This window comes from Nocardia sp. NPDC101769 (genome assembly GCF_044766925.1).
In the GTDB taxonomy this organism is placed as follows: Bacteria; Actinomycetota; Actinomycetes; order Mycobacteriales; family Mycobacteriaceae; genus Nocardia.
In genome coordinates this window covers 1-20,793 of sequence record NZ_JBIWMX010000025.1, presented here as the reverse complement: position 1 = coordinate 20,793, position 20,793 = coordinate 1, and the positions used below count along the sequence as shown (strand labels likewise).

Genomic DNA, 20,793 nt, shown 5'->3' with positions numbered 1-20,793 from the left:
GAAGGGAACGGATCCCCATGTCGGTCAACGCTGTTGCGCACCTGAATTTCCACGGCCAGGCCCGGGCAGCCCTGGAGTTCTACCAGTCGGTATTCGGCGGGCAGACCACCATCGCCACCTACGGTGACTTCGGGATGCCGGCCGCGCTACCCGACGCCACCAAGGTCGTCTTCGGGCAGATCATCGCCGGCAACGGCTTCCGGGTCATGGCCTACGATGTGCCCGGCGACGATGCGCCGGTTACTCAGGGCGTGCCCACCACGCGGCGCGAGAACGGCACCACCCTCACCCGGGAGGCGTTCTTCCTCTCCGTCCGCGGCGAGACCGTCGAGGAGGTGGGCGCGCTGTGGGATCGCCTTCTCGACGGTGCGGCGGTCATCGAGGCATTCGGGCCCGCACAGTGGGCACCGGCCTTCGGGATGCTGCGCGATCGCTTCGGGATCACCTGGATCCTCGATGTCGCTGCCGAGTACGTCGAGGCGTGACGTTCTCTGCCACCGGTCATCCCACGGCCGGGCCGCGGAGCAGGTCGATGAGTTTCGTTTCGGAGAGGTCACCGTGGCCACCTGCGACGAGGCGCTGAAAGATCTGCTCGGCGGTGTGGCCGAGGGCCGCGGGCGTGCCGACCGCGTCGGCCAGTTCGACGCCGATTCGGGTGTCCTTCAAGCGGAGTGCGGCCGTGAAGGCGATATCGCGATCGTGGACGCCGCCCGTCATCTCCCTGCACATGCGGACGACGGTCGGGCTGGCGGCTCCGCCCCGAGACAGGGTGTCCGTCACGACCGCCAGGTCGAGCCCGGCGAGTTCGGCGGTGCGCAGCGCCTCCGCGGTGGCGGCGATCTGGATCGAACCGAGCAGGTTCTGAATGAGCTTGTAACTCGTGCCCGCGCCTACCGCACCGAAGTGCACGATGTCGGTGCACAACGGCGCCAGCAGCGGCCGGGCCATGTCGAGGTGGGTGGGGTCCGCACCGATGAACAGGGTCAGCCGCCCAGCGGCCGCCGCGTCCGGCAGCCCGGTCACCGGCGAGTCGAGATACCGAATCCCGTGTGCCGCTGCGTGTTTCGCCAGTTCCAGCACCCATCGCCGGGAGACGGTGGAGAACTCCACCGCGAATGCGTCCGGCACGTACTCCCCCGCCAGCGCCCCGTCCGCACCCAGCCAGGCCGCGCGCGAGGCGTCGTCGTCGGCCACCATGGCGAAAATGGCCTCGGCCCCGTGCGCAGCCTCGCGCGGCGTCGCCGCGAGAGTCGCTCCCGCCGTGACCAATCCGGCCGCCTTCTCCGGCGTCCGGTTGAACACCGACACCTCGTGCCCGGCACCGAGCATCCGCGCCGCCATACCCGCACCCATCCGGCCCACACCCAGAAACGCAATCCTCGCCACGCGCCGAACCCTACCGACCCGGGATGTGTGCGTTGAACGGATTTCGGGTTGCGCTCGGCAAATTGGCCCGGATACGAGATCGAATCAGTGGCCGACCGGCTCCCAGCCGCGCTTGGGCTGTGATTCGCCGGGGGTCCACACGTCGCGGCTGCGGTAGACGACGTACGGGCGGGTCAGATAGCCGACCGGGGCGGAGAAGACGTGCACCAGCGCCGCATACGGTACGGCGACCCAGAGCAGATAGTCCTTCGCGCTCAGGGTCATCCTCGACCTCCGATGAAATCCGGCTTGTAGGTGGGCGGTGCGAACGGTTCCAGACCGACGTCCTCATCCGGCGGCCCGGCGGCGACGAGCGCGGCAATGGCCTCGCGTTCGGTGCCCTGCAGGGCGGGCAGGGTCGCGGAGAGCGAATCCAGTACGCCCGTCCAGGGCGAGCCGGCCTCCCGCAGCGCCAGGCGCATGACCTCGATGCCCGCGCGGTGCTCCTCGAGCAGCCGCTGCCCGGGAACCGGATGCGCCGAGGCGAATTCGAGCACCACCGCCAGGTGGTCGGACAGCTCGTCGTCGCCGAGCACCAGACCGGCGCTGCGGTAGACCTGCTTGAATCGCAGCAACGCCATGCCGCGCTTACGGGTGTCGCCGTACAGGAACCAGGTCAGGTACGGGCTGAAACACTTACGATGATCGAAGGTGTCGACGTATTCGGTTGCCGCGGTGAGCGGTTGGGTGGTGTCGAGATAGGACAACACCGGATGCAAAGGTGCACCGACTGCCTCGGGCAGCGCCGAAACGGCCCGGGCCAGTATGGGCAGCGAGTCGAGCAGCGCCTCATCGGGATAGCCGAGCAGCAGCGACTGCACCTGCCAGGCTGCGCTCCGCTGGGCGTCACCGGTCTCGGGTTGCGCGGTCTTTCGCCTCATTTGCGATGCCTCCCCGGCTGTTTCGGCATGAGCCCTTCGGGCCTGCCGCGACCGTCCCAGTTGAGCAGGTTGACCCGGGTGGATCCGGCGACCGACACCGACCCGTCGGCGGTCTGCCGCTCCTGCAGCATCCGGAAGTTCTCCACCGCGACCGGCGTCACCTGCCCGGAGCGCTCACCGAACGGACCCCGGCCGCCCATACCCGGACCGCCGTCGTAGTCGAGGCCGCACTCGGTGGCCAGTTCCTCGAGCCCGTGTGCCTGTTCGGCGTGGGCCGCCGGAATCACGTAGCGCTCGGCGTATTCGGCGACGGCCAGCAGCCGGTACATCTCGTAGATCTCCTCCTCGGTCATGCCGACCTCGGTGGCGATCTCCGGGCGGGTCTCGCGGCCGAGGTTCACGGCGCGCATGTAGCTGCGCATGGCTGTGAGTATTGCCGTGGTCCTCGGCATCGTGGCCGGTGTCGCGCAGCGTGTCGACCACCGGCGAGAGCGGCGGGATGTCCCAGACCATCGGAACCGGTGGTCTCGCGCCATCTGCCCCTGCCTCTCACCGTGTCGCGGCGGCATCCGCCGCGTGATCGATTACCCGAGCTCCCGAACACCCCGAACCTACTGGCAAATTCTGGGCAATTGACGAATTTCAGGCTGGTAAGTTACCCGAGAGCAATCCGGTTTTCGGCCACGTGAATTGTCAGGCGGTCTCGACGGCCTCGTGTTCCATCCGGACGCCGAGGAGGATTTCCGAGACGCCCAGGGCAATGGTCAACAGGCCCACCACGATCGACAGCGATGTCAGCGATTCGAATTGAACGACCGCGACCACCACGCCTGCGGCCAGCGTCAGCAGCCCGACCACCTCCAGCCGACCCGCCCCCGCGAACTGCTCCGACCACACGCCCACAATCGCTTGCCCGATGCCCCGCGCCACCCAGGCCATCCCAATCCACAAGGACAGCAACGCAACCCACTCACCGCTGGTGAACGCCCAGGCGGCCAGCACCAGCGCGATGATCGCGCTCACGACCTCCAGTGCCTTCAGTGCGGTGGCGATCCGCGCCCCGAACGCGACGACGAGCTGCACCGCCGCCGACGCCACCAGCGTGAGCCCGTACAGAATCCCCGCCACCGTCTCCGACTTGTCCGGCCACACCGCCATCACCACCCCGAGCACCACCGAGCAGCCGCCGGTCACGACCAGCGACTGCCAAGCCCAGTCGGCGAATGCATCGGTTCGCCCCTCGATCCGATTGGCGGGCATGCATAAATGATATGACCGATTCACTCGGGTAACTGAACGTTCGCGTGCTCACCCGGCTCCGGTGCGTCGCCCGTCGGCGAATTGCCCGGCACCCGAGAGCACGCACGACAGCAGGCGGACGAGCTCGGCCTGTCGGCACGTGCCGGTCTTGGCGAACACCTGGCGCAGGTGGGTGCGTGCGGTATTGATCGAGATATAGAGCTCCTCGGCAACCGACGCCAGCCCGCTGCCGCGCAGCACCTCGAAAGCTACTTGCGATTCGGCCCGGGTCAGTCCGTAGAGCTCGCGCAGGGTTTCGCGGCTGCCCGGCTCCTCACGTTCGGGATCGACCACCACCATCAGCGCCGTCCGGCGCGGTGACTCCTGCGAACCCGGGCCGAGCGGCAGGATCGACACGGTCAGCGGCGGCCGGTTGCCCTCGCGTGGAATGAGCAGGCGGGCCGCAGCATTCGACGGGCCGGTCTGCACGGCCGCCGCCAGCAGGCGCCGCAGCCGGCGCGACACCGCGGGGTCGTTCGATTCCAGGCGCGCCTGGCCGCCCAGGCGCAGACCGTCGCCGGCCCGCACTATCGCCAGCGCCGCAGGGTTGGCGTAATCGACCCGGCCGCAACCGGATACCAGCGCCAGGCCGTGCCGGTGGCGGTCGAGCACGCTGAGGGCAAGATCCCGGTCGATGACGGCATCGGTCAGTCGCGCGGCGATGCCGAGGGCATGGTCCAGGTGCGGCAGGAACAACCTCAGCACCCGTTCGGCCAGGCCGCGGTCCAGGTGCCGGTCCGCGCGTGGATAAACGGCGATCCAGGAGCCCGGCGTCGCCATCCGCATGTACACGCCGTCCCCGAGCTCGTGTGGCGCGGCCCAGCCGGTGATGAACGGATGTCGGCGCCCGCCATCCGGTGGTATCAGCTCGCTACCGGTGAGCACCGTTGCGGTGAGCGCGGATTCGAGCGCGGCCGCGAACGGATCCATGCCCCCGTAGCCGTCGTTGTAGCTATCACGAAGCCCATCGTTGGTGCTCGCGAGCATGTACCGGCGCCCGCCCTGTGTCGTGACGAGGCAGCCGTGGTGGCCGCCGAGGCTGTCGGTGATGGCCCGCAGTGCGCGTGTCCACGCGCCTGGCCGCCCGATTGCACGGTTGATCTCCGCGATCAGCTCGGAAAAGCGAGCGAGTGAGATGCCCGTCTCCCCCATGTCCATGGTCCTGCCCCCGATGAAGAACGATCACGTCTCCGGCCGCCGAGCCCCGGTCGGAGGTGATACCAGTTTATCGGCCGAGCGCACCGAGTTATCACAGGGAAACTTCATCTGTTCGGGTGAGGAATCGGACCGGCGATCCCGCTTTAATCGGGTCACAGCAAACGTCCGGGTACCGGATCGGCTGTACCACAAAGGGGGAGAAGACTCATGGCTCTCACCAGGTATTGGCCCATGGCCGCCGGACGGGTGATCACCTCGGGATTCGGACCGCGCGACGACGGTTTCCACTGGGGCGTGGACTTCGGCAGGGACGGCGGCAGCGGGGGCGAACCGGTGTACGCGTCGGAAGGCGGGACTGTCGTGTACGCCGGTGCCGCAACGGGTTTCGGCGGACCGGATCCGGCGGGCTGGCTGGTCGTCGATCATCCAGTGGCGGACGGCGGGGGCACCACGGTCTACGGGCACATCGTGCGCGAGGTCGCGCTGGGCAGCCGGGTCGAGGCCGGGCACCGTATCGCCCACATCAATCCCGATTCCGGCACCAATGGCGGCGTCCCCCCGCACATGCACTTCGAGTGGCACCGGTACTCGTGGGTGCCGCCGGGCCCGGATCGCCTGGACCCGCTCACCATGCTGACCGACGCCGCCGAGCCGCCCGCGCCGGCCTCACCCGACCAGAACGGACCCGATATGACTACTTCCAGCGCAACGATTTTCGGAATCGACATCTCCAACTACCAGGACGGTCTCGATCTCGCGGAGGTCTTCGCCGAGGGATTCGAGTTCGTCATCGCCAAGGTCAGCGAGGGCGACTACTACACCGACGCTTCCTGGCCCGCGTTCCGTGACGCCACCCTGGCGGCAGGCAAGATCCTCGTCGGCTACCACTATGTGCGCGGCGACTGCGACGCCGACGCCCAAGCCGCGCTGTTCGTCGATCACCTTGGCGATCACGGGATCCCGGCCATGCTCGACCACGAGTTGAATTCCGGCGACATCGGCGTGTTCGAGGCGGTGCGCGCCGCTATCGAGAATCGTGGTGTGCACGTCGCGCTCTCGTATCTGCCGCACTGGTACTGGGAAGGCAATATGGGCTCACCCGACCTCAGCGGAATTCCACCGCTGATGACCTCGAACTACGGCGACGGCCGCTCCGGCTACGCCTCGGTGATCTACCCGGGCGACGACGACGTCGGCTGGCAGCCCTACGGCGGGGCCGAGGTCGCGGTGTTCCAGTTCAGCGACAGTGGCTCGGTAGCTGGTCGCTCCCTGGACGTGGATGCCTTCCGCGGCAGCCCCGACCAATTCCGCACCCTACTCACGGGAGACGACATGAGCTTCACCGACGACGACCGCCGCATGCTGCGTGACATCTGGACCCAGCTGCTCGGACAGGACGGCAAGGGCTGGCCACAGCTCGGGCAGAACTCCCAGGGCCAGAACCTCACTCCGGTCGATGCCCTCAGCGAGATCAAGGACGATCTCGAACACCACTGAGCCACGTCCGGGTTCACCGGTGACGTATGGTGCGTCACCGGCCGGTCCGCGTCTACGGAGCGCTGAGAAAGACACCGCGTGACGAGCTGCCGTCCGCGGCCGACCACAGCGCGTCGACGTGGCTGCGGTCGCGCTGGAGCGCCGGTCCGGTGGTGAGGCGGCGGTGGACGCGGATCAGCTCCGCGCCCGCGTTGGTCGAGCGGTCGGAATCGAAGGCGATATCGGTGTGGGTGTCGGTGTCGATGACCGTCGGACGGAATCCGGGTGCGGGCCAGAGGATGTCGCCGGGGACCACGTGCACGGATAGGTCGGGGGTGTTGCTCGTGCTCTGGGCCTGGGCGGTGGCCTTGCCGGTCAGCAGCAGAGCGGCCTGCTCGATGAAGACAGTGTCGTACGTGGCGTCGTAGAGCCAGCGCAGGCCCAGCACACCGTGTTCGGACGTGCCGATCAGCGCGTGGTCGAGGTCCTCGGCCCGCGCACCGCGATAGGTCATGGGAATCAGATACGCCACCGGCTCCGCGCCCGAGGCGTCGGTGACGACCATGAGCTCGATGCCCACCTCGCCGGCCGGATCGTCGAGGCGGAAGCCGCCGGACTTGGACAGGACCGGCGACTCGGCGCCGGAGTACCAGTGCCGGGTGGGCAGCCACCGAGCCAGCAGCTCCAGTTTGGTTGGCGCCATGGTCGTCCTGTGGATCTCGGCCATGCCGCCATCCTGCCAGAGATCGGCGGGATTTCGGCGGAACTGCTTGCGGCGGTGCGTTATTCGTTCGGTCCGCGCAACTTTCGGAAAAAGTCACGCAGATCGGTGGTCAGCAGATCGGGGGCTTCCATCGAGGCGAAGTGGCCGCCGCGATCGAATTCCGACCAGTGCACGATCGTATTCCGGCGCTCGGCGACACCCCGGATGCTGCTGCTGCCCGGGAAGACCGCGACACCGGTGGGGACGCCCGAATCGGCCGGTGCGGCGCCCCATTGCCGGGATTCCTTGTAGAGCCGCATGGAGGAGCCGGCGGTATCGGTGAACCACAGCAGGGACAGATCGGTGAGGAGCAGGTCGCGGTCGATCGCCGCATCGGGTGCCGGTTTCGCCGGATTTGTATAGGTTTTGACCACATCCAGTACCCACGCCAGCATCCCGGCCGGCGAATCGGCCATCGCCGGTGCGAGGGTCTGTGGGCGCGTGGAGTGCATGCCCGCGTAGCCGGATGTCTCCAACCGGTTCCAGTCCTGGTACCGGGCCAGCTTCTCCCGGTCTCGGGCGCTGAGGTCGGCCGGGTCGATGTCCCCGGCCGGGATCGTGATCGGGTCGTTGAGGTGGACACCGGCCAGGTGCCGCGGCGCGATCCGGCCCATCTGCGGTGCGATGAAGGACCCGGCGTCACCCCCGTGCGCCCCGTATCGCTCGTAACCCAGTGCGGTCATGAGCTTCGTGATCAGTGCCGCGCTGCGCTCGGTCGAGGCGTCCCCAGGCCGGTGGGTGGGACCGGAGAAGCCGAAGCCCGGCAGGGTCGGGATGACCACGTGGAAGGCGTCGGCGGGATCGCCACCATGGGCGCGCGGGTCGGTGAGCGGGCCGATCATGCCGGTGAAGTCTTCGAAGGGCCAGCCGTGCACCAGCACCAGCGGCAGCGCGTGCGGCTCCGGCGAGCGGACGTGCACGAAATGCATGCGCTGACCATCGATTTCGGTCAGGAACTGCGGGTGGCGATTGCGCTCGGCCTCGTGGAGGCGCCAGTCGTAGCCGCTCCCCCAGTACTCGCACAACTCCCGCACGTAGGCGGTCGGTATGCCGTAGGTCCAGCCCACTCCGGGCAGGTCCGCGGGCCAGCGGGTGCGGGCCAGACGGGTCCGCAGGTCCTCGATGTCGGGGGCCGGGATGTCGATTCGGAAGGGCTCGAAAATCGTCATGCGTCCACGGTAGGAATCAACTAGGTCAGATGCTGTCCTACACCGTCAGCGGATTCTGCTCGGTTCCCCCCACGTTCTAGGCTGTTGGACAAGCGTTTCAGCCGCAGTGAGGCGGCCGGGTGAAGGGATCAGCATCGTGGGCACCGCTTTTCCACCGGGACCGCCATTGCCACGCGCGGTGCAGACCGCCGTCTATGCCAAATGGCGTGGGACCCTGCTGCGCCGGTCCGCGCGCCGCTACGGCGACGTCTTCACGCTCCATCTGGTCGCGCCCTACGCCGAGAACCTGGTGGTGTTCTCGCGGCCGGAGCACATCCGCGAGATCTTCGCCGCCGACCCCGCGGATCTGCATGCCGGCGAGGGCAATCGACTGCTCGTGCACATCATGGGCGAACATTCACTGCTGCTCACCGATGAGGACGAGCACGCGCGGGCGCGGCGGCTGCTCATGCCGGCGTTCGTCGGCTCGTCGCTGCGCGGATATCGCCGACTGGTCGACACCATCGCCGCGACGCATGTCGATCGGTGGGTGCCGGGGTCGACGGTGCTCACGCTCGACGCGATGAACGATCTGACACTCGATGTCATCATGCAGGTGGTGTTCGGCATGACCGACGAACGCCGTCGCGCCCAGCTGGCGCCGCGGCTGCGCCGGATCGTCAATATCGATCCGATCATCTTCTTCGGCTGGAAGTATCCGTTCCTGGAGCGCCGCGGGCCGTGGAAACGCTTCCGCGACAACCAGAACGCCATCGACGAGCTGCTCTACAGCGAGATCGTAGAGCGGCGCGCGCATCCGGACCTGGAGGCGCGCACCGATGTGCTGTCGCGGCTGCTGGCGGTCGGATCCGGCGAGAACTCCACCGACACACCGCTGTCCGACGAGGAACTGCGCGACCAGCTGGTGACACTGCTGCTGGCCGGGCACGAGACCACCGCGTCGGCGCTGTCCTGGGCCTGTCACGAGCTGGCCGCCAACCCGGATGTTCAGGACCTGGCACGCCGGGCCGCGCACGACGGGGACGAGAAGTACCTGGAGGCGACGTTGAAGGAGGCCATGCGCCTGCACACCGTCATCGGCGGGACCGGGCGGCGACTCACCCGCGACATGACACTCGGTGGCTATGAGCTGCCGAAGGGAACCGTGGTCGCGACCTCGATCCTGCTGGCACATCGACGTACGGAAGCCTTCCCGGACGCCCTGACCTTCCGGCCCGAACGATTCCTGGACGGTTCGGTCGCCGCCAATACCTGGCTGCCGTTCGGTGGCGGGGTGCGGCGCTGCATCGGTGCGGGGTTCTCGCTCATGGAGGGGACGGCGGTACTGCGGGAAATCCTGACTCGCTACCAGCTTTCGCTGCCCGACGGCGCGGGCAGCGAACCGTCGCGGATGCGGAACATCACCCACGTTCCGGCCCACGGTGCGCGCGTGGTGGTCACCACCGACAACACGGTTCGGGTCTAGATACCGGACCCTACCCGGTGACCGGATGCACGTGCAGGGCACAGCTGTCGATCGTCACTGTGACAGTGCGGGTGTCGGTCGAATTCGGCGGCGTGACCTGTAGATCCGTGTACAGCGGGCAATGATCGCCGGAGGCGTCGACGGCGATGCCCTCGACGACCGCGGTGCCCGGACGACCGGATTCCAATGTCACGGTGGGCGGTTCGTCACTGCCCTGCGGCAGACCGCCCATGTATCCGCGCGGGGTCCGATCGGCGTGTAGCAGTGGGCCTCCCGCTCCGGTGTCGACGCCCGGATAGCCGGTGAGCGTGCAGGGGGTCGCACCGGCGGCGAGGCTGAAGGTGAGTTTCACGCCCCGGTGCCCGGTGCCCGGCGACATGACGGCGGCGGTGACGTCGACCTGGCCGGTGCCGCAGGCCGTCTGCCGCGCCGGGGCGGTGATCGGCGTGTCCGGAGAACTCGGCGGGGTGGCGGGAGCCGTGGTGCTTCCGCCCGCGACCCTGGCCCCGCCCGTGACGCCCGGTGTGGTGGCCGGTGGCGATGTGGTGGTACTCGACGAACAGGCCGCCAGGCCGAGCACGAGGGTACCCAGCGCGGCGAGAATTCCTGTGCGATAACGCATTTCCCAACTCCTCCCGATCCGGGAACATCAGCGGGCGCGCCCCGGCGTCCCCATGCCGTGTATCGCTTCACGCCGCGCGGGTGTGAGCGGTCACCCTACCGCCCCAGCCTAGGAACGGTCCGGGAACTCGGCGGCTCGCCGCGCGTGCGCCCGCGCCACGAAGTCCGAGCACTCGGGGCATTCGCTGATGATCGGGTGGGTGCATTCGAGCAGATGCTCGAGGAACCGGTCCGTCGCCTCCAGCAGTTCGATGCGCTCGCGCACCTCGGCGCGGCGGTCCGCGATCATGACCCGCCGGTCGGCGTACCCGCTCACTCCGAGCTGCCGGATCTGGTCCAGCGACAGCCCGGTTCGCTGCAGCGTCCGGATCATGCGGGCGTAGTCGAGGATCTGCTCGTTGTAGCTGCGGTGACCCGACGGGCTGCGCGGCGGCGCGAGCAGGCCGACCGACTCCCAGTGCCGCAGCACGTGGGTCTCGATGCCGAGCGCGGCGGCGGCGTCACCGATCCGCATGTCCTGGGTTGTGGCCATGTTTACCCCTTTACTTCATGTCGACCTTAAGTATTAGCGTTTCAGCATGTTCGATCCCCGCAAGACCACCCTCTGGCAATGCTGCACCGCCGCAGTCAGTTCCATTCATGGCGCCGTCCGGCCGCGGCCCGTCGACGAGCGGTTCCTACGCTCGCTCACCGACGCCGGACTGCCCACCACCGAACGCACCGTCACCATCACGCCGCTCGAGCAGTTTCCACGATCGGCGCCCACCAGCGCGATCGTGGAGGGCGTGTTCAACCCGCGTCGCATCGCCAGCTCGCTGACCTCGTTCGTCGTCCAGCATCCCGAGGCCACCTTCATCGTCGACCCCAGCTACTGCCTCGACGCCGAACACCGGGCCATCGCGCAACTGCGGGGCATCATCCGCCCGTTCGTCAGGCCGCCCGTCGAGACCATCCCGACCATCACCGCGCTGCAGGCCGAATCCGCCCTGCCCGCACTCGATTTCGCGCTGCCGACCCACGCCCACTGGGATCACGTCTGCGGACTCCTCGATTTCCCGGACCTGCCGGTTCATCTGCACAGCACCGAGCGGCCCTGGGCCATGACCGGTCCGGTGGCGCCCGTCGGTGGCGTGCGTGACGCGCTGGTGGATCGTCCCGTGGTCGAATACGAGCTGGACGGACCGCCGGTGCTCACCTTCACCCGCAGCCATGATCTGTTCGGCGACGGCAGCGTGGTCCTGGTGGATCTCGCCGGGCACACGCCCGGCAGCGTCGGCGTGCTCGCGCACACCGCGCGCGGTTGGATCCTGCTGGCAGGCGATGCCGCCTGGCATGCGATGCAGATCGAGCGGGTGCGCCAGAAGCCGGGCTTCCCAGGGCTTTTCGTCGACGAGAACCGTGACCTGGCGTTCCGTACCCTGCACCGGCTGCACCTGGTCCAGCGCCTGATCCCGGTCATACCGACCCATGATCACGATGCGGCACAGCAACTCGCCACGCCCCGTGGGGAGGTCACCGAGCCGCTACCGTGAACGCATGGGGATCACCGTGCGTACGGCGCACTTATCCGATATTCCAGAGTTGGCGCGAGTGCTGAGCATCGCGTTCCTGGATGATCCGGTCATCTCCTGGTTGATCCGGGACGACGCGACACGTGCACGTCGGGTATCCGCTCTCTTCGCCGCCCAGGCAAGTCACCATTTCGTTCCGCTGGACGGCGCCGAGGTAGCCTGCAATGACGCGAATTCCATAGTGGGCGCGGCACTCTGGGCGCCACCAGGACATTGGCACGTCTCCGATTCCGCCATGCTGCGTCAGCTCCCGGCCCTGACAGTCGCCTTCCGCCATCGCCTCTTCATCGCCGCCGCTATGGCGGACAAGATGATGACGGTGCATCCCCGTGAACCGCATTGGTACCTGGCCTTCATCGGTACCCTGCCCGGGGTCCGAAGCCAGGGTTACGGCCGGGCCCTGCTGAATTCACGCCTCGATCGCTGCGACGCCGAGGGCCTGCCCGCCTATCTCGAGTCCAGCAAACCCGACAATGTCCCCTATTACGAACGCTTCGGCTTCGACGCCACCGGCACCCTCGATGCAACCCGCGGCGGTCCACCGCTGTGGCCGATGTGGCGTGCTCCGCGCTGACACGCAAATGCGGTGTTGCCCGACCGGGATTCGGTCGGCAACACCGCATTTGCGTGAGAGGGTTACGGTTTGCGGGCCATGCCTCCGACCACCAGCTGTTCCCAGACCGTCAGCTCCGGATTGCCGGCATCGGGCTCCGATGGATCGCGACGCCACTGGGCGCATGGGCGCAGGCCGTCCTCCTCCAGCGTGAGTGCACCGAAGAGGAACTCGATCTCCGGCTCGCTGCGGAAACGGCCGCGACCGAACGCTTCCACGATCTTGTTCGCGGTCGCCACGGCCTCGCGGGTGGCGCCCGAACGGAAGTGTGAAATATAGACCCGGCTACCGGAAGGGAAGCAATCGGACCAGTACCGAACCACACCGGCCGGATCCTCTTCGTCATTCACGAAGCTCAGGGTGATCCCGAACAAGATGCCCACCGGCTCGTCGAAGTTGATCACACGCTGGACGTCGGCATGCTTCCGAATGCGATCCGGATCACGAATATCCGCTTCCAGCACCACGATTCCGTCATCCACGGCGAGCAGGGCTCGCCCGTGGGAAGCCACGAACGGGTCGTCGTCCACGTACACGACGCGGGCGTCCGGATACACCTGCCGCACCACCTCGTGCACATTGACGCTGGCAGGCAGGCCGCAACCCATATCGATGATCTGGCGAATTCCGGCCGCCGCCATGGCCTTCACGGCCCGCAGCACAGCGTCCCGATTGGTGATGGCCAACAGCTCGGATCCGGGGAGGTCCTCGATGAAGTAGTCACCGACATCCTTGTCGACACCGTAGTTGTCGCGCCCGCCGAGCACGTAGCTGTATACGCGTGCCACGCTCGGCCGGGATTGCCGTGCTCGCATGGCGTTGATGTTCAAGTGTCACACCCCTCTTTCCTCACCGACGATACCGTCATCCACCTGGAAATCCTGCGCCAACCACGCAAACACCGCCAGTCGCCCCGAGGGACGGATCGTGCCTATTGCGTAGCGCCCGCGGCAGCCACGGTCGTCGGCGCCGGGGCGGTGGTTGTCGGTGCGGGAGCAGTTGTTTGGGTAGTGGTCGTCTGGGGTGCGGTTGCCGTCGTGGTGACCGGTGCGGTGGTTCCCGGATCCGTTGTCGTGGTCGGCGGCACGGTGGTCGTGGTCGGCGGCACGGTGGTCGTGGTCGGCGGCACGGTGGTCGTGGTGGTGCCGGCAGCAATCGGGTCCGGGCAATGCCCGGTCTGCTCACCGATGATGTTGATCTCGGCGTTGGAGCGCGGGTCTCCGGCGTAGTTGATCTGATCGGTGCATTTGACCGACGGGCCGGGGGCGACGGTGCCCGGATCCTGAATCGGATCGCCGGTGGGCGGATTCGGTGCGGGATCGCCACCGGGTGTCTGTGCGCCCCCGCCCTGCGGAGCCTGCGATCCCGGGTTGGCGCCTCCGGGCTGTCCCCCGGGTGAATTCAGCACCGGCGCAACGGGACTCGTCGAGGCCGCCGCCGTGCTCGTCACGCTGGCCGACGGCTTCACGGTCGTGGCGTTCGCCGTCGATTTCCCCGAGTCGCTCGAGCAACCCGCCACCAGTGCGACCACCGGCGTCATCATCAGCGCCGCGATACGCGTGGTCGTTTGCAGGCGCGACCGACCACGCCATTCCGCCAGAGCGGACATCGATTCCTCCTGAGGGTGCAGCCCCAGCCCCGACTCATCCGCTGCACGAACATCTTTCGCCGATCCGGAACCGAACCGGCCACCTTGAATCCAGGGGTATCGACACCCCCGCTCGACACTAAGGGCTCCAGCAACCGGACGCCATCATGCTCGGTGCCCCCAGTTCTGTGGGCCACTTATCGATCGTGCACGTGCGATTTGGGGTGGTGTGCCTTGGATTCCGATCGATACGACTATCGAGGCCGCGGGCGAGACGTTCCGCGGACCGCGTCCGTGGACCTCGGGCCAGGCTTCCAGCGGTCCGCAGCCCACTGCAGCACCCCTGCCACATATCAGCAGCTCATTACAGACGTCGCACCGTTTCTGGATAGCCTGATGGAATGGTGCAGAGCAAGGCGAGCGACGTCGATGGCTATCTGACCGAGGTTCCCGAGGAACGCAGGGCCGTGCTGGTCGAGTTGCGGCGGCTGTGCCGAAAAGAGCTGGTGGGCTTCGACGAGGTCATGGCGTACGGGATGCCCGCATACGAGCGGGACGGCGTCGCGGAGATCGCGTTTGCCAGCCAGAAGCAGTACATCTCTTTCTATCTCATGCGCAGTGACGTCCGTGAGGCGTTCGGTGAACGGCTGGCCGGGCAGGACATGGGCAAGGGCTGCCTGCGGCTGCGCAGGCCGGAGAACATCGACTTCGACCTGCTGAGGGATCTGCTCGAGGCAACCGCGGCCCGGCCCGGCACGATCTGCTGACATTGCCGGGCGCGCCGCTGAATGTGTCCCTTCGCAGAGAGCGGTGCCGGGACTCGGGATCCGGTTTTGTCCTCACGCGCCTGCCGGGTGTTCGGGCCGTCGGCTCGACGCGCGGCGACCTCCGCCAGCAGCCGACCTCGGTGCGCCGCTCACGCAGCTCGGCGGCTAGCTGCTCGTCGGTCCACGGCCGGGTTCACGTCGTACCGGCGTTCATAGCGTGGACACCGGACGCGGCGAACCACGTATTTCAACACCCGGACTCGGGCCGCATCCTGCCGATTCACCCTCGGTACCCGAAACGCATGCCAAACGAACGGATTACCTAACACCTCGTACTGCGAGAATGCAGGGCTGTGACTCGCAGCGATGGGCGGCGGTGTTCTCGCAGGGTCAGGTGGCGCCGATGACGAGGGTGCTGCGAGCGGTTTCGACGACGTCAGCGGTGAAAGTCCGTGTGCCTGCCGGGCGTGTTCACGGGGTTGAGCGTGTGCTCGGGAGGTCGAGCCGGTTGCGGGCGAGCCGCTCGGCCAGCCCGCTGGCCAGGGCGGTGGCTGCGGAGCTGTGGGGTTTACGGGTGGCTTGGTCGGTGAAGCAGCGGGTGAATTCCTCGGCCAGGCCCGCTCGCGGCCACCGGGTGAGGACCTGGTGACGCAGCTGCGCGCTCAGCGTATCGATCTCACGGCCGGAGATGTCGATGCCGGTGGAACGTTCGAGCAGGTGCCCTTCGGGGTCGAGGGCCAGATCGACCGAAGGCCACATGTGGCGGACGATGATCTCCAGCAGGCGGGTGCGGCGGTGTGTGGACCAGCCCAGGCCGGCGGCGAAGACCTTGGCCAGGTGCCCGCCTGCTTCGTCGAATGACAGGTGGTGGTTGTCGAAGGCGGTAACCAGCCCAAGGTCGTGGAACATCGCCGCGACCCACAACAGTTCGGCATCGAACTCGATCATCTCCTGGCGTGCCAGCGCTGCCGCCCACAGGTAGGCGCGCACCGAATGATGCAGCAGCGCCGCCGAGCTGTACTCCGCGGCGATCTCGTAGGCGCGCGCGGCGGCCGCCGACTCGGGGATCACCAGCTGCGCCATGTCGGTGAGCGCCGAGGCGGTGTCGCTGCCGGCGTGGCGCGGGGTCACTGCGGCCACGCCGAGTTCTTGATGACCTCGACGAAGTCACCGCGCACGAATCCGGGCATGTAGTGGGCGAGCACGTCGGCTTTGACGTTGCCGAAGGTGGTGCCGGGGCGGTGGGCGATGCCGTCGGTGAACGCGGCCAGGATCTGGTTCTTGAAGTCCGGGCGCGGGTGTGCGGCCACGATCTGCTCGCGCTGGGCGGCACTGATCGCCTCGTAGCCGATACCGAGCACATCCAGCTCCACCCCGCGGGTCACCAGCGCGATTTCGGCGTCCATGTGCAGCGGGATCTCGGGGGTGGTGTGCAGGGCGATCGCGGTCCACACCCTTTGGGCGGCCTCACCGTCCACACCGTGAGCGTGCAGAAACCGGCGCGCCTGGTCGGCGCCGTCGATCTCGAAACGCTGGTCATGGCGCCGATAGGTCTCGGTCAACCCCAGGTCGTGGAACATCGCGCCCACGTACAGCAGCTCCGGGTCGAAATCCACACCCAGCTCACGCCCGCGCAACACCGCGAAGAGGAACACTCGCCGGGAATGGTCGTACACCAGCGGCGTGGCTGCCTCCCGCACCAGCTGTTCGGCCTCGCGTGCCAGCGCACTGTCGGGGATCTGCACCCCCGCGATCGTCGTTCTCATCGAACCTCGGCTCCCTTCCTGCATGTCAGGTTTGCTCCTTGTTCACTGTGACCGTCGGCGATACCCTTCCGCCATGACAATTCCGACCAACAAACCACAGATATGGACATGACGCGTCGGGTGGCGATCCTGGTGTTCGACGCGGTCACCCTGCTCGATGTCAGTGGCCCCACCGAAGTCCTGTACGAGGCCACCCGCCTCGGGCACCCCTACATCGTCGAGGTCGTCTCCCCGGGCGGAGGCCCCGTGCGTACTTCCAGCGGCCTGCACCTGGACAGCACCGCGGCGACCGACGCTGCCGCCGCGCACACGGTCATCGTCGCCGGAGGCGAACACCTCACCGACGGCCCCATCGACCCCGCCATCCTCGACGCCGCCGCCCGGCTCAGCGACGGCGCGGCCCGGGTGGCCGCGGTCTGCACGGGCGCATTCGTCCTCGCCGAACTCGGACTGCTCGACGGCCATCGCGCCACCACCCACTGGCGCCACACCACCACCCTCGCGCGCCGCTACCCACGCATCGACGTCAACGCCGACGCCCTGCACGTCCACGACGGCCGCTACCTCACCTCCGCCGGCATCAGCGCCGGTATCGACATGACTCTGGCCCTGGTCGAGAACGACCACGGCCCCACCACCGCCCGCACCGTCGCCCAGGAACTGGTCATGTTCCTGCAACGCCCCGGCGGTCAATCACAGTTCTCCCACGCCCTGGCCACCCCACCCGCCCGCAACAAGGACCTGCGCACGGTCATCGACACCGTCCTGGCCGACCCCACCGGCCCCCACACCACCGCCACCATGGCCGCCACCGCCGGCCTCAGCCCCCGCCACTTCACCCGAATGTTCCACGCCGACACCGGAACAACCCCCGCCCGATGGCTCGAACGCCTCCGCGTCGAACACGCCCAACACCTCTTGCTGCAAGGCCACACCGTCACCGCCGCCGCCCACCACAGCGGACTCGGCAGCGACGAAACCCTCCGCCGCGCCTTCGCCCGCCACCTCGCCACCACCCCCACCGACTACCGCAACCGATTCACCACCACACGCCACTCGAAAAGGTAAGAAGACCGCCATCTTTCGCAAATCACAACGCGGGGCGCTTAGCAGCAGTACTCGCGTTCGGTCAGCGATCGTTTTCCGAACACGCGAAAGAGGGTTCGGGTAGTAATCGCCGAGCGGGGTGGCGGTGTCGGGTTCGGGTGCCGTGGGGTTCGTGTCAGGTGTGGAATAGCGTGACGCGGAATGCGCCGGTGAGGCGCATGAGGGGGTGCAGGAGGGGCAGGATGATCCGGTAGGCCAGGGGAAGGCGGTGCCGCAGCTGCCGGGGTGGTCGGGCGATGGTGGTGGATTCGACCAGCCGCAGGCCGGTTGATTGCAAGACGGCCGGGTCTTCGCAGGCCCATTCCCAGCGCGCGTCGATGTCGCCGGCCTTGGCACGTCGATGCTGGTAGCGCATCATGCGATGCCCATAGGTATCCAACGCGACGCTCGAGTCGGGAAAGCGTTGTGCGAGCCGGCTCAGTGTGAGCCGCACGCCGTCCTCGGGCAGGTAGACCAGCACGCCCTCGGCGACGAAGAAGTACGGTCCCGGACTGGCGGCGACCTGATCCATCCATTCGTGGTCGAGCACAGAGGCGGTCAGGGTGCGGCGGCGGGCGCTGTCGATGAAGAAGCGGCGGCGTAGGGCGATGGTGTCGGGGAGGTCGAGGTCGAACCAATGCACGGTGCCGTTGTCGACGCGGTCGAAGCGGGTGTTGAGCCCGGTGCCGATTTCCACGACCGTGCCGTGTGGGTGTTGCTCCAGGAACGACCGCACCCAGGTGTCGAATACGGCGGTACGTAGGACCATGACCGCCGAGCCCCAGCCACGGCCGTACTTGTCGATCGGAAAATCGATGGATGCCACCAGCTCGGTCGCTTTCGGGTCGTGCAGGAGCGGGTGTTTCTTGCCGGTTTCGCGGGCGCGGGCGGCCAGCGGGATGAACAGTGTCTCTTCGACGCTGCTGAGCCGAGCGGTGATTTTGTCGGTCATGACCGGTCCCTCCGGGGTCGGGATGGGGTTTGTGTGGGGGTTGTCGGGGCGTTGACGAACAGGGCGATGGGGATGGCTGTACTGCCGGAATCGGTGCCGCGCCCCAGATCATGGCGATGATGAAGCCGTGGATGGCCACCACCCGACACGACCCCCGCGCCGGTATCCACGTCGGCTTCCGGTGTGGAAATGATCAAGCCCCTCTATTGGATACACGTGTATCTAAACATTCAACGAGTTAGGATACAAGCGTCTCCAAGGAGGTGGTGTGTCCATGTCGGTGCCGTCCGCGCAGTCGCCCAGAAACGGTCGGTCCCGTCGCCGTGGTGCCGTGCTCGAGCAGGCGCTGCTGGATGCGGCGTGGGAGGAGCTGCAGGCGGTGGGGTATGCCGCGGTCACCATCGACGCGATCGCCGAGCGGGCCGGGACCAGTCGTGCGGTGGTGTATCGGCGCTGGAGCAACCGGGCGGAGTTGATGATCGCTGCGTTGCGCTGTCATCGCCCGATGCTGTCCGGTGCGGTGCCCGACACCGGCAGCCTGCGCGGAGACGTGCTCGCTTTGCTGAACCGCGTCGCGCAGCGAGTGGCCGACCTCGGCCCGGAAACCGCTTTCGGGCTGCTCGGCGACTACTTCGCCGACGCCGAGAGCTTCCCCCGCATCCAGGAACAGGTGCTACACCTCGGAGCCGATGTCATGGCCACAATCCTTGACCGTGCCCGTGCCCGCGGCGAAATCACCGGCCCGATCTCGGCGCGAGTCGCCACGCTACCGGTCGACTTGCTTCGGCACGAACTGCTGGTCCGCCACGCCCCACCGTCCCCGCAGACGATCGACGACATCGTCGACCAGATCTTCCTGCCCCTCCTGCTTGCCACGAGCAGTATCTCCAGCGATATCTGAGACCACTGGCGAAACTGCGGACAGCACGTCGATGGACAAACGAACTTTGGGTCCCGGTAGAACTCGCCGAGAATCCAACGAAGTTCCACCGGGACCCCTCCTGAGCTGCTGCCGAAAGCGACGGAGTGGTCTCCTGCTGCGAAATACCATGTGCCCATGGCTGATTCAAAAGTCCTTGCGGCGGAGTGCCGGCCATTCGTCAAGGCGCTACACCCAGCGTCGATCGAGACGGTTGACGGATTCTGGTCGGACCCGCTCTACCGTCCATCCCGAGAGAACGCGAGGGGGCGCTGGAACGGGAGGCGGTTCTCGAGATCTTCAAGGAATACGAGAACACAGTGACGCCCCGATTACCGGCCCTTGTATCGGGGCATCCGGATCCCCGATGTCCGCGCCGTTCCGGATCGAGCGCCCCGAGGCGCGGTTCAACGGCGAACTCCTCCAGGATTGGTTGATCCGGAGCAACACCGCCGAGCTGTCTGAACTCCGATAACGGAGATCCGGGTCCGGGTAGAACCTCGTTGGATTTCCGGCGAGTTCTACCGAGACCCCGAAAGGCCCGCAAAAGGCGATTTTCGGGCCTTCGTTCCGACCGGACCGGGTAGCTGTTCGCCTCAGGCGGCGAGGGCGGCGGTGATCTTGCGGGTCATCTCGGCGGTGGCAGGGCCGGACTGGGCGGCGGCGTCGATGGCGACCGCCACGGTGGTGGCGAAGTTGGTGGCCTCGGCCGGGTCCTGCTGCCGCAGCAGGTGCATCGAGGCGCTCAGCGCGGGCAGCACCTGGTCGGCGAGGGCGGCCACGGACTTGCCGTAGATGTTGACGTCGCGTTTCTTCTCGGCCAGGACGTGCCCGACAGCGCCGGTGGCCGAGCACAAGGCGACCGAGCCGCGGGTGGCGGCCTTAGAACTCGTAACAAAATGGGGCTGGTGGGGGGAATGATGCGAGATCGGTTGGTGTTCTTGTTGTGTCGCCTGTGACTGGAGGTATACGACGGCACAACGTAGGCCATGGGAGATCGATGATCGGTTGTGGGAGCGTGTGGAACCCCTGCTGCCGGTGGTCCCCCGCAAGGCACGCCATCCCGGCCGCAAGCGGCTCGACGACCGAAAAGTGTTGTGCGGCATCCTGTTCGTGCTCTACACGGGCATCCCGTGGGAGTTCCTGCCGCAAGAGCTGGGTTACGGGTCGGGCATGACCTGTTGGCGGCGGCTGCGGGACTGGCATGCCGCCGGGGTGTGGCAGCGGCTGCACGAGTCGCTGTTGGCCGAGTTGAACGCTGCTGAGGCGTTGGA

The 20,793-nt window shown here is 67.3% G+C and carries 24 protein-coding genes and 1 pseudogene; 9 read left to right on the top strand and 16 right to left on the bottom strand.

Features of this window, described 5'->3' with window-relative positions:
- Positions 1-17: 17 nt before the first annotated feature.
- The gene (locus ACIRRA_RS31505) at positions 18-485 is read left to right on the top strand and encodes a VOC family protein (RefSeq protein ID WP_402775678.1); all 468 of its coding nucleotides are present in this window, start codon (positions 18-20) and stop codon (positions 483-485) included.
- A 16-nt stretch (positions 486-501) separates the two neighbouring features.
- On the opposite strand, the gene ACIRRA_RS31500 is transcribed toward ACIRRA_RS31505, so the two are convergent.
- The 6 genes and pseudogenes from ACIRRA_RS31500 to ACIRRA_RS31475 form a co-directional block, all read right to left on the bottom strand.
- Positions 502-1,386, bottom strand: coding sequence for an NAD(P)-dependent oxidoreductase (locus ACIRRA_RS31500; protein ID WP_402775676.1), 885 nt, complete (start codon positions 1,384-1,386; stop codon positions 502-504).
- Between the two features lie 84 nt (positions 1,387-1,470).
- The gene (locus ACIRRA_RS31495; protein ID WP_402775674.1) at positions 1,471-1,650 is read right to left on the bottom strand and encodes a respiratory nitrate reductase subunit gamma; all 180 of its coding nucleotides are present in this window, start codon (positions 1,648-1,650) and stop codon (positions 1,471-1,473) included.
- Positions 1,647-2,306, bottom strand: coding sequence for a nitrate reductase molybdenum cofactor assembly chaperone (gene narJ / locus ACIRRA_RS31490; protein WP_402775671.1), 660 nt, complete (start codon positions 2,304-2,306; stop codon positions 1,647-1,649). The genes ACIRRA_RS31495 and narJ overlap by 4 nt, the downstream gene beginning before the upstream one ends.
- Positions 2,303-2,825, bottom strand: a pseudogene (gene narY, locus ACIRRA_RS31485) (nitrate reductase subunit beta); the annotation flags it as partial. The pseudogene narY and the gene narJ, both read right to left, overlap by 4 nt.
- Positions 2,826-2,999: 174 nt before the next feature.
- Positions 3,000-3,566, bottom strand: a complete 567-nt coding sequence (locus tag ACIRRA_RS31480; RefSeq protein WP_402775668.1) for a DUF308 domain-containing protein — start codon at positions 3,564-3,566, stop codon at positions 3,000-3,002.
- 48 nt (positions 3,567-3,614) lie between these two features.
- A complete protein-coding gene (locus tag ACIRRA_RS31475; protein ID WP_402775666.1) occupies positions 3,615-4,757 on the bottom strand; it encodes a helix-turn-helix transcriptional regulator in 1,143 nt (380 codons plus the stop codon).
- Positions 4,758-4,970: 213 nt separating this feature from the next.
- On the opposite strand from ACIRRA_RS31475, the gene ACIRRA_RS31470 reads away from it, so the two are divergent.
- Positions 4,971-6,260, top strand: coding sequence for a GH25 family lysozyme (locus tag ACIRRA_RS31470; RefSeq protein ID WP_402775664.1), 1,290 nt, complete (start codon positions 4,971-4,973; stop codon positions 6,258-6,260).
- A gap of 52 nt (positions 6,261-6,312) precedes the next feature.
- Here the strand turns inward: ACIRRA_RS31470 and ACIRRA_RS31465 are convergent, their stop codons facing one another.
- Both ACIRRA_RS31465 and ACIRRA_RS31460 read right to left on the bottom strand, forming a co-directional pair.
- Positions 6,313-6,966 (bottom strand): 1,4-alpha-glucan branching protein, encoded by a 654-nt coding sequence (locus ACIRRA_RS31465; RefSeq protein ID WP_402775661.1) that lies wholly within the window; start codon positions 6,964-6,966, stop codon positions 6,313-6,315.
- A gap of 56 nt (positions 6,967-7,022) precedes the next feature.
- Positions 7,023-8,171 carry an epoxide hydrolase family protein gene (locus tag ACIRRA_RS31460; protein WP_402775658.1) on the bottom strand — a complete coding sequence of 383 codons (1,149 nt, stop codon included), beginning with the start codon at positions 8,169-8,171 and terminating at the stop codon, positions 7,023-7,025.
- Between the two features lie 127 nt (positions 8,172-8,298).
- On the opposite strand from ACIRRA_RS31460, the gene ACIRRA_RS31455 reads away from it, so the two are divergent.
- Positions 8,299-9,636, top strand: coding sequence for a cytochrome P450 (locus tag ACIRRA_RS31455; protein ID WP_402775983.1), 1,338 nt, complete (start codon positions 8,299-8,301; stop codon positions 9,634-9,636).
- Positions 9,637-9,646: 10 nt separating this feature from the next.
- On the opposite strand, the gene ACIRRA_RS31450 is transcribed toward ACIRRA_RS31455, so the two are convergent.
- Together ACIRRA_RS31450 and ACIRRA_RS31445 are read right to left on the bottom strand one after the other, a co-directional pair.
- The gene (locus tag ACIRRA_RS31450; protein WP_402775655.1) at positions 9,647-10,258 is read right to left on the bottom strand and encodes a DUF4232 domain-containing protein; all 612 of its coding nucleotides are present in this window, start codon (positions 10,256-10,258) and stop codon (positions 9,647-9,649) included.
- Positions 10,259-10,366: 108 nt separating this feature from the next.
- The gene (locus ACIRRA_RS31445) at positions 10,367-10,789 is read right to left on the bottom strand and encodes a MerR family transcriptional regulator (RefSeq protein WP_402775653.1); all 423 of its coding nucleotides are present in this window, start codon (positions 10,787-10,789) and stop codon (positions 10,367-10,369) included.
- Between the two features lie 46 nt (positions 10,790-10,835).
- Between ACIRRA_RS31445 and ACIRRA_RS31440 the strand changes: the two genes are divergently transcribed.
- The gene (locus tag ACIRRA_RS31440; RefSeq protein WP_402775651.1) at positions 10,836-11,789 is read left to right on the top strand and encodes an MBL fold metallo-hydrolase; all 954 of its coding nucleotides are present in this window, start codon (positions 10,836-10,838) and stop codon (positions 11,787-11,789) included.
- A 4-nt stretch (positions 11,790-11,793) separates the two neighbouring features.
- Positions 11,794-12,402: a GNAT family N-acetyltransferase gene (locus ACIRRA_RS31435; protein WP_402775648.1), complete on the top strand. Its 609-nt coding sequence runs from the start codon at positions 11,794-11,796 to the stop codon at positions 12,400-12,402.
- 62 nt (positions 12,403-12,464) lie between these two features.
- Here ACIRRA_RS31435 and ACIRRA_RS31430 read toward each other — a convergent pair whose 3' ends face one another.
- Both ACIRRA_RS31430 and ACIRRA_RS31425 read right to left on the bottom strand, forming a co-directional pair.
- Entirely contained in the window at positions 12,465-13,256 is a 792-nt protein-coding gene (locus tag ACIRRA_RS31430; protein WP_402775645.1) for an SAM-dependent methyltransferase, read from the bottom strand.
- 116 nt (positions 13,257-13,372) lie between these two features.
- Positions 13,373-14,050: a hypothetical protein gene (locus ACIRRA_RS31425; RefSeq protein WP_402775643.1), complete on the bottom strand. Its 678-nt coding sequence runs from the start codon at positions 14,048-14,050 to the stop codon at positions 13,373-13,375.
- A gap of 380 nt (positions 14,051-14,430) precedes the next feature.
- Between ACIRRA_RS31425 and ACIRRA_RS31420 the strand changes: the two genes are divergently transcribed.
- The gene (locus ACIRRA_RS31420) at positions 14,431-14,796 is read left to right on the top strand and encodes an iron chaperone (protein WP_402775641.1); all 366 of its coding nucleotides are present in this window, start codon (positions 14,431-14,433) and stop codon (positions 14,794-14,796) included.
- Between the two features lie 471 nt (positions 14,797-15,267).
- Here the strand turns inward: ACIRRA_RS31420 and ACIRRA_RS31415 are convergent, their stop codons facing one another.
- Together ACIRRA_RS31415 and ACIRRA_RS31410 are read right to left on the bottom strand one after the other, a co-directional pair.
- Positions 15,268-15,936, bottom strand: coding sequence for an HD domain-containing protein (locus ACIRRA_RS31415; RefSeq protein ID WP_402775638.1), 669 nt, complete (start codon positions 15,934-15,936; stop codon positions 15,268-15,270).
- A complete protein-coding gene (locus ACIRRA_RS31410; protein WP_402775636.1) occupies positions 15,924-16,562 on the bottom strand; it encodes an HD domain-containing protein in 639 nt (212 codons plus the stop codon). The genes ACIRRA_RS31415 and ACIRRA_RS31410 overlap by 13 nt, the downstream gene beginning before the upstream one ends.
- A gap of 108 nt (positions 16,563-16,670) precedes the next feature.
- Between ACIRRA_RS31410 and ACIRRA_RS31405 the strand changes: the two genes are divergently transcribed.
- The gene (locus ACIRRA_RS31405; RefSeq protein ID WP_402775635.1) at positions 16,671-17,630 is read left to right on the top strand and encodes a GlxA family transcriptional regulator; all 960 of its coding nucleotides are present in this window, start codon (positions 16,671-16,673) and stop codon (positions 17,628-17,630) included.
- Positions 17,631-17,784: 154 nt separating this feature from the next.
- Here the strand turns inward: ACIRRA_RS31405 and ACIRRA_RS31400 are convergent, their stop codons facing one another.
- The gene (locus ACIRRA_RS31400; RefSeq protein ID WP_402775632.1) at positions 17,785-18,600 is read right to left on the bottom strand and encodes a class I SAM-dependent methyltransferase; all 816 of its coding nucleotides are present in this window, start codon (positions 18,598-18,600) and stop codon (positions 17,785-17,787) included.
- A gap of 274 nt (positions 18,601-18,874) precedes the next feature.
- Here ACIRRA_RS31400 and ACIRRA_RS31395 point away from each other — a divergent pair, with 274 nt between their 5' ends.
- Positions 18,875-19,501, top strand: coding sequence for a TetR/AcrR family transcriptional regulator (locus ACIRRA_RS31395; protein ID WP_402775980.1), 627 nt, complete (start codon positions 18,875-18,877; stop codon positions 19,499-19,501).
- A 614-nt stretch (positions 19,502-20,115) separates the two neighbouring features.
- Here the strand turns inward: ACIRRA_RS31395 and ACIRRA_RS31390 are convergent.
- Complete coding sequence (locus ACIRRA_RS31390) at positions 20,116-20,376, bottom strand: hypothetical protein (protein ID WP_402775629.1); 261 nt, start codon at positions 20,374-20,376, stop codon at positions 20,116-20,118.
- A 139-nt stretch (positions 20,377-20,515) separates the two neighbouring features.
- On the opposite strand from ACIRRA_RS31390, the gene ACIRRA_RS31385 reads away from it, so the two are divergent.
- Positions 20,516-20,793: transposase (locus ACIRRA_RS31385; RefSeq protein ID WP_402775977.1), on the top strand; the 278-nt coding region annotated here is incomplete at its 3' end.

Bases quoted from the DNA above. Each gene is read 5' to 3' on its own strand.
- ACIRRA_RS31505 (WP_402775678.1), top strand. From the start codon at position 18: ATGTCGGTCAACGCTGTTGCGCACCTGAATTTCCACGGCCAGGCCCGG.
- ACIRRA_RS31495 (WP_402775674.1), bottom strand. From the start codon at position 1,650: ATGACCCTGAGCGCGAAGGACTATCTGCTCTGGGTCGCCGTACCGTAT.
- narJ (WP_402775671.1), bottom strand. From the start codon at position 2,306: ATGAGGCGAAAGACCGCGCAACCCGAGACCGGTGACGCCCAGCGGAGC.
- ACIRRA_RS31480 (WP_402775668.1), bottom strand. From the start codon at position 3,566: ATGCCCGCCAATCGGATCGAGGGGCGAACCGATGCATTCGCCGACTGG.
- ACIRRA_RS31475 (WP_402775666.1), bottom strand. From the start codon at position 4,757: ATGGGGGAGACGGGCATCTCACTCGCTCGCTTTTCCGAGCTGATCGCG.
- ACIRRA_RS31470 (WP_402775664.1), top strand. From the start codon at position 4,971: ATGGCTCTCACCAGGTATTGGCCCATGGCCGCCGGACGGGTGATCACC.
- ACIRRA_RS31465 (WP_402775661.1), bottom strand. From the start codon at position 6,966: ATGGCCGAGATCCACAGGACGACCATGGCGCCAACCAAACTGGAGCTG.
- ACIRRA_RS31460 (WP_402775658.1), bottom strand. From the start codon at position 8,171: ATGACGATTTTCGAGCCCTTCCGAATCGACATCCCGGCCCCCGACATC.
- ACIRRA_RS31450 (WP_402775655.1), bottom strand. From the start codon at position 10,258: ATGCGTTATCGCACAGGAATTCTCGCCGCGCTGGGTACCCTCGTGCTC.
- ACIRRA_RS31445 (WP_402775653.1), bottom strand. From the start codon at position 10,789: ATGGCCACAACCCAGGACATGCGGATCGGTGACGCCGCCGCCGCGCTC.
- ACIRRA_RS31440 (WP_402775651.1), top strand. From the start codon at position 10,836: ATGTTCGATCCCCGCAAGACCACCCTCTGGCAATGCTGCACCGCCGCA.
- ACIRRA_RS31435 (WP_402775648.1), top strand. From the start codon at position 11,794: ATGGGGATCACCGTGCGTACGGCGCACTTATCCGATATTCCAGAGTTG.
- ACIRRA_RS31430 (WP_402775645.1), bottom strand. From the start codon at position 13,256: ATGCGAGCACGGCAATCCCGGCCGAGCGTGGCACGCGTATACAGCTAC.
- ACIRRA_RS31425 (WP_402775643.1), bottom strand. From the start codon at position 14,050: ATGTCCGCTCTGGCGGAATGGCGTGGTCGGTCGCGCCTGCAAACGACC.
- ACIRRA_RS31420 (WP_402775641.1), top strand. From the start codon at position 14,431: ATGGTGCAGAGCAAGGCGAGCGACGTCGATGGCTATCTGACCGAGGTT.
- ACIRRA_RS31410 (WP_402775636.1), bottom strand. From the start codon at position 16,562: ATGAGAACGACGATCGCGGGGGTGCAGATCCCCGACAGTGCGCTGGCA.
- ACIRRA_RS31405 (WP_402775635.1), top strand. From the start codon at position 16,671: ATGACGCGTCGGGTGGCGATCCTGGTGTTCGACGCGGTCACCCTGCTC.
- ACIRRA_RS31400 (WP_402775632.1), bottom strand. From the start codon at position 18,600: ATGACCGACAAAATCACCGCTCGGCTCAGCAGCGTCGAAGAGACACTG.
- ACIRRA_RS31395 (WP_402775980.1), top strand. From the start codon at position 18,875: ATGTCGGTGCCGTCCGCGCAGTCGCCCAGAAACGGTCGGTCCCGTCGC.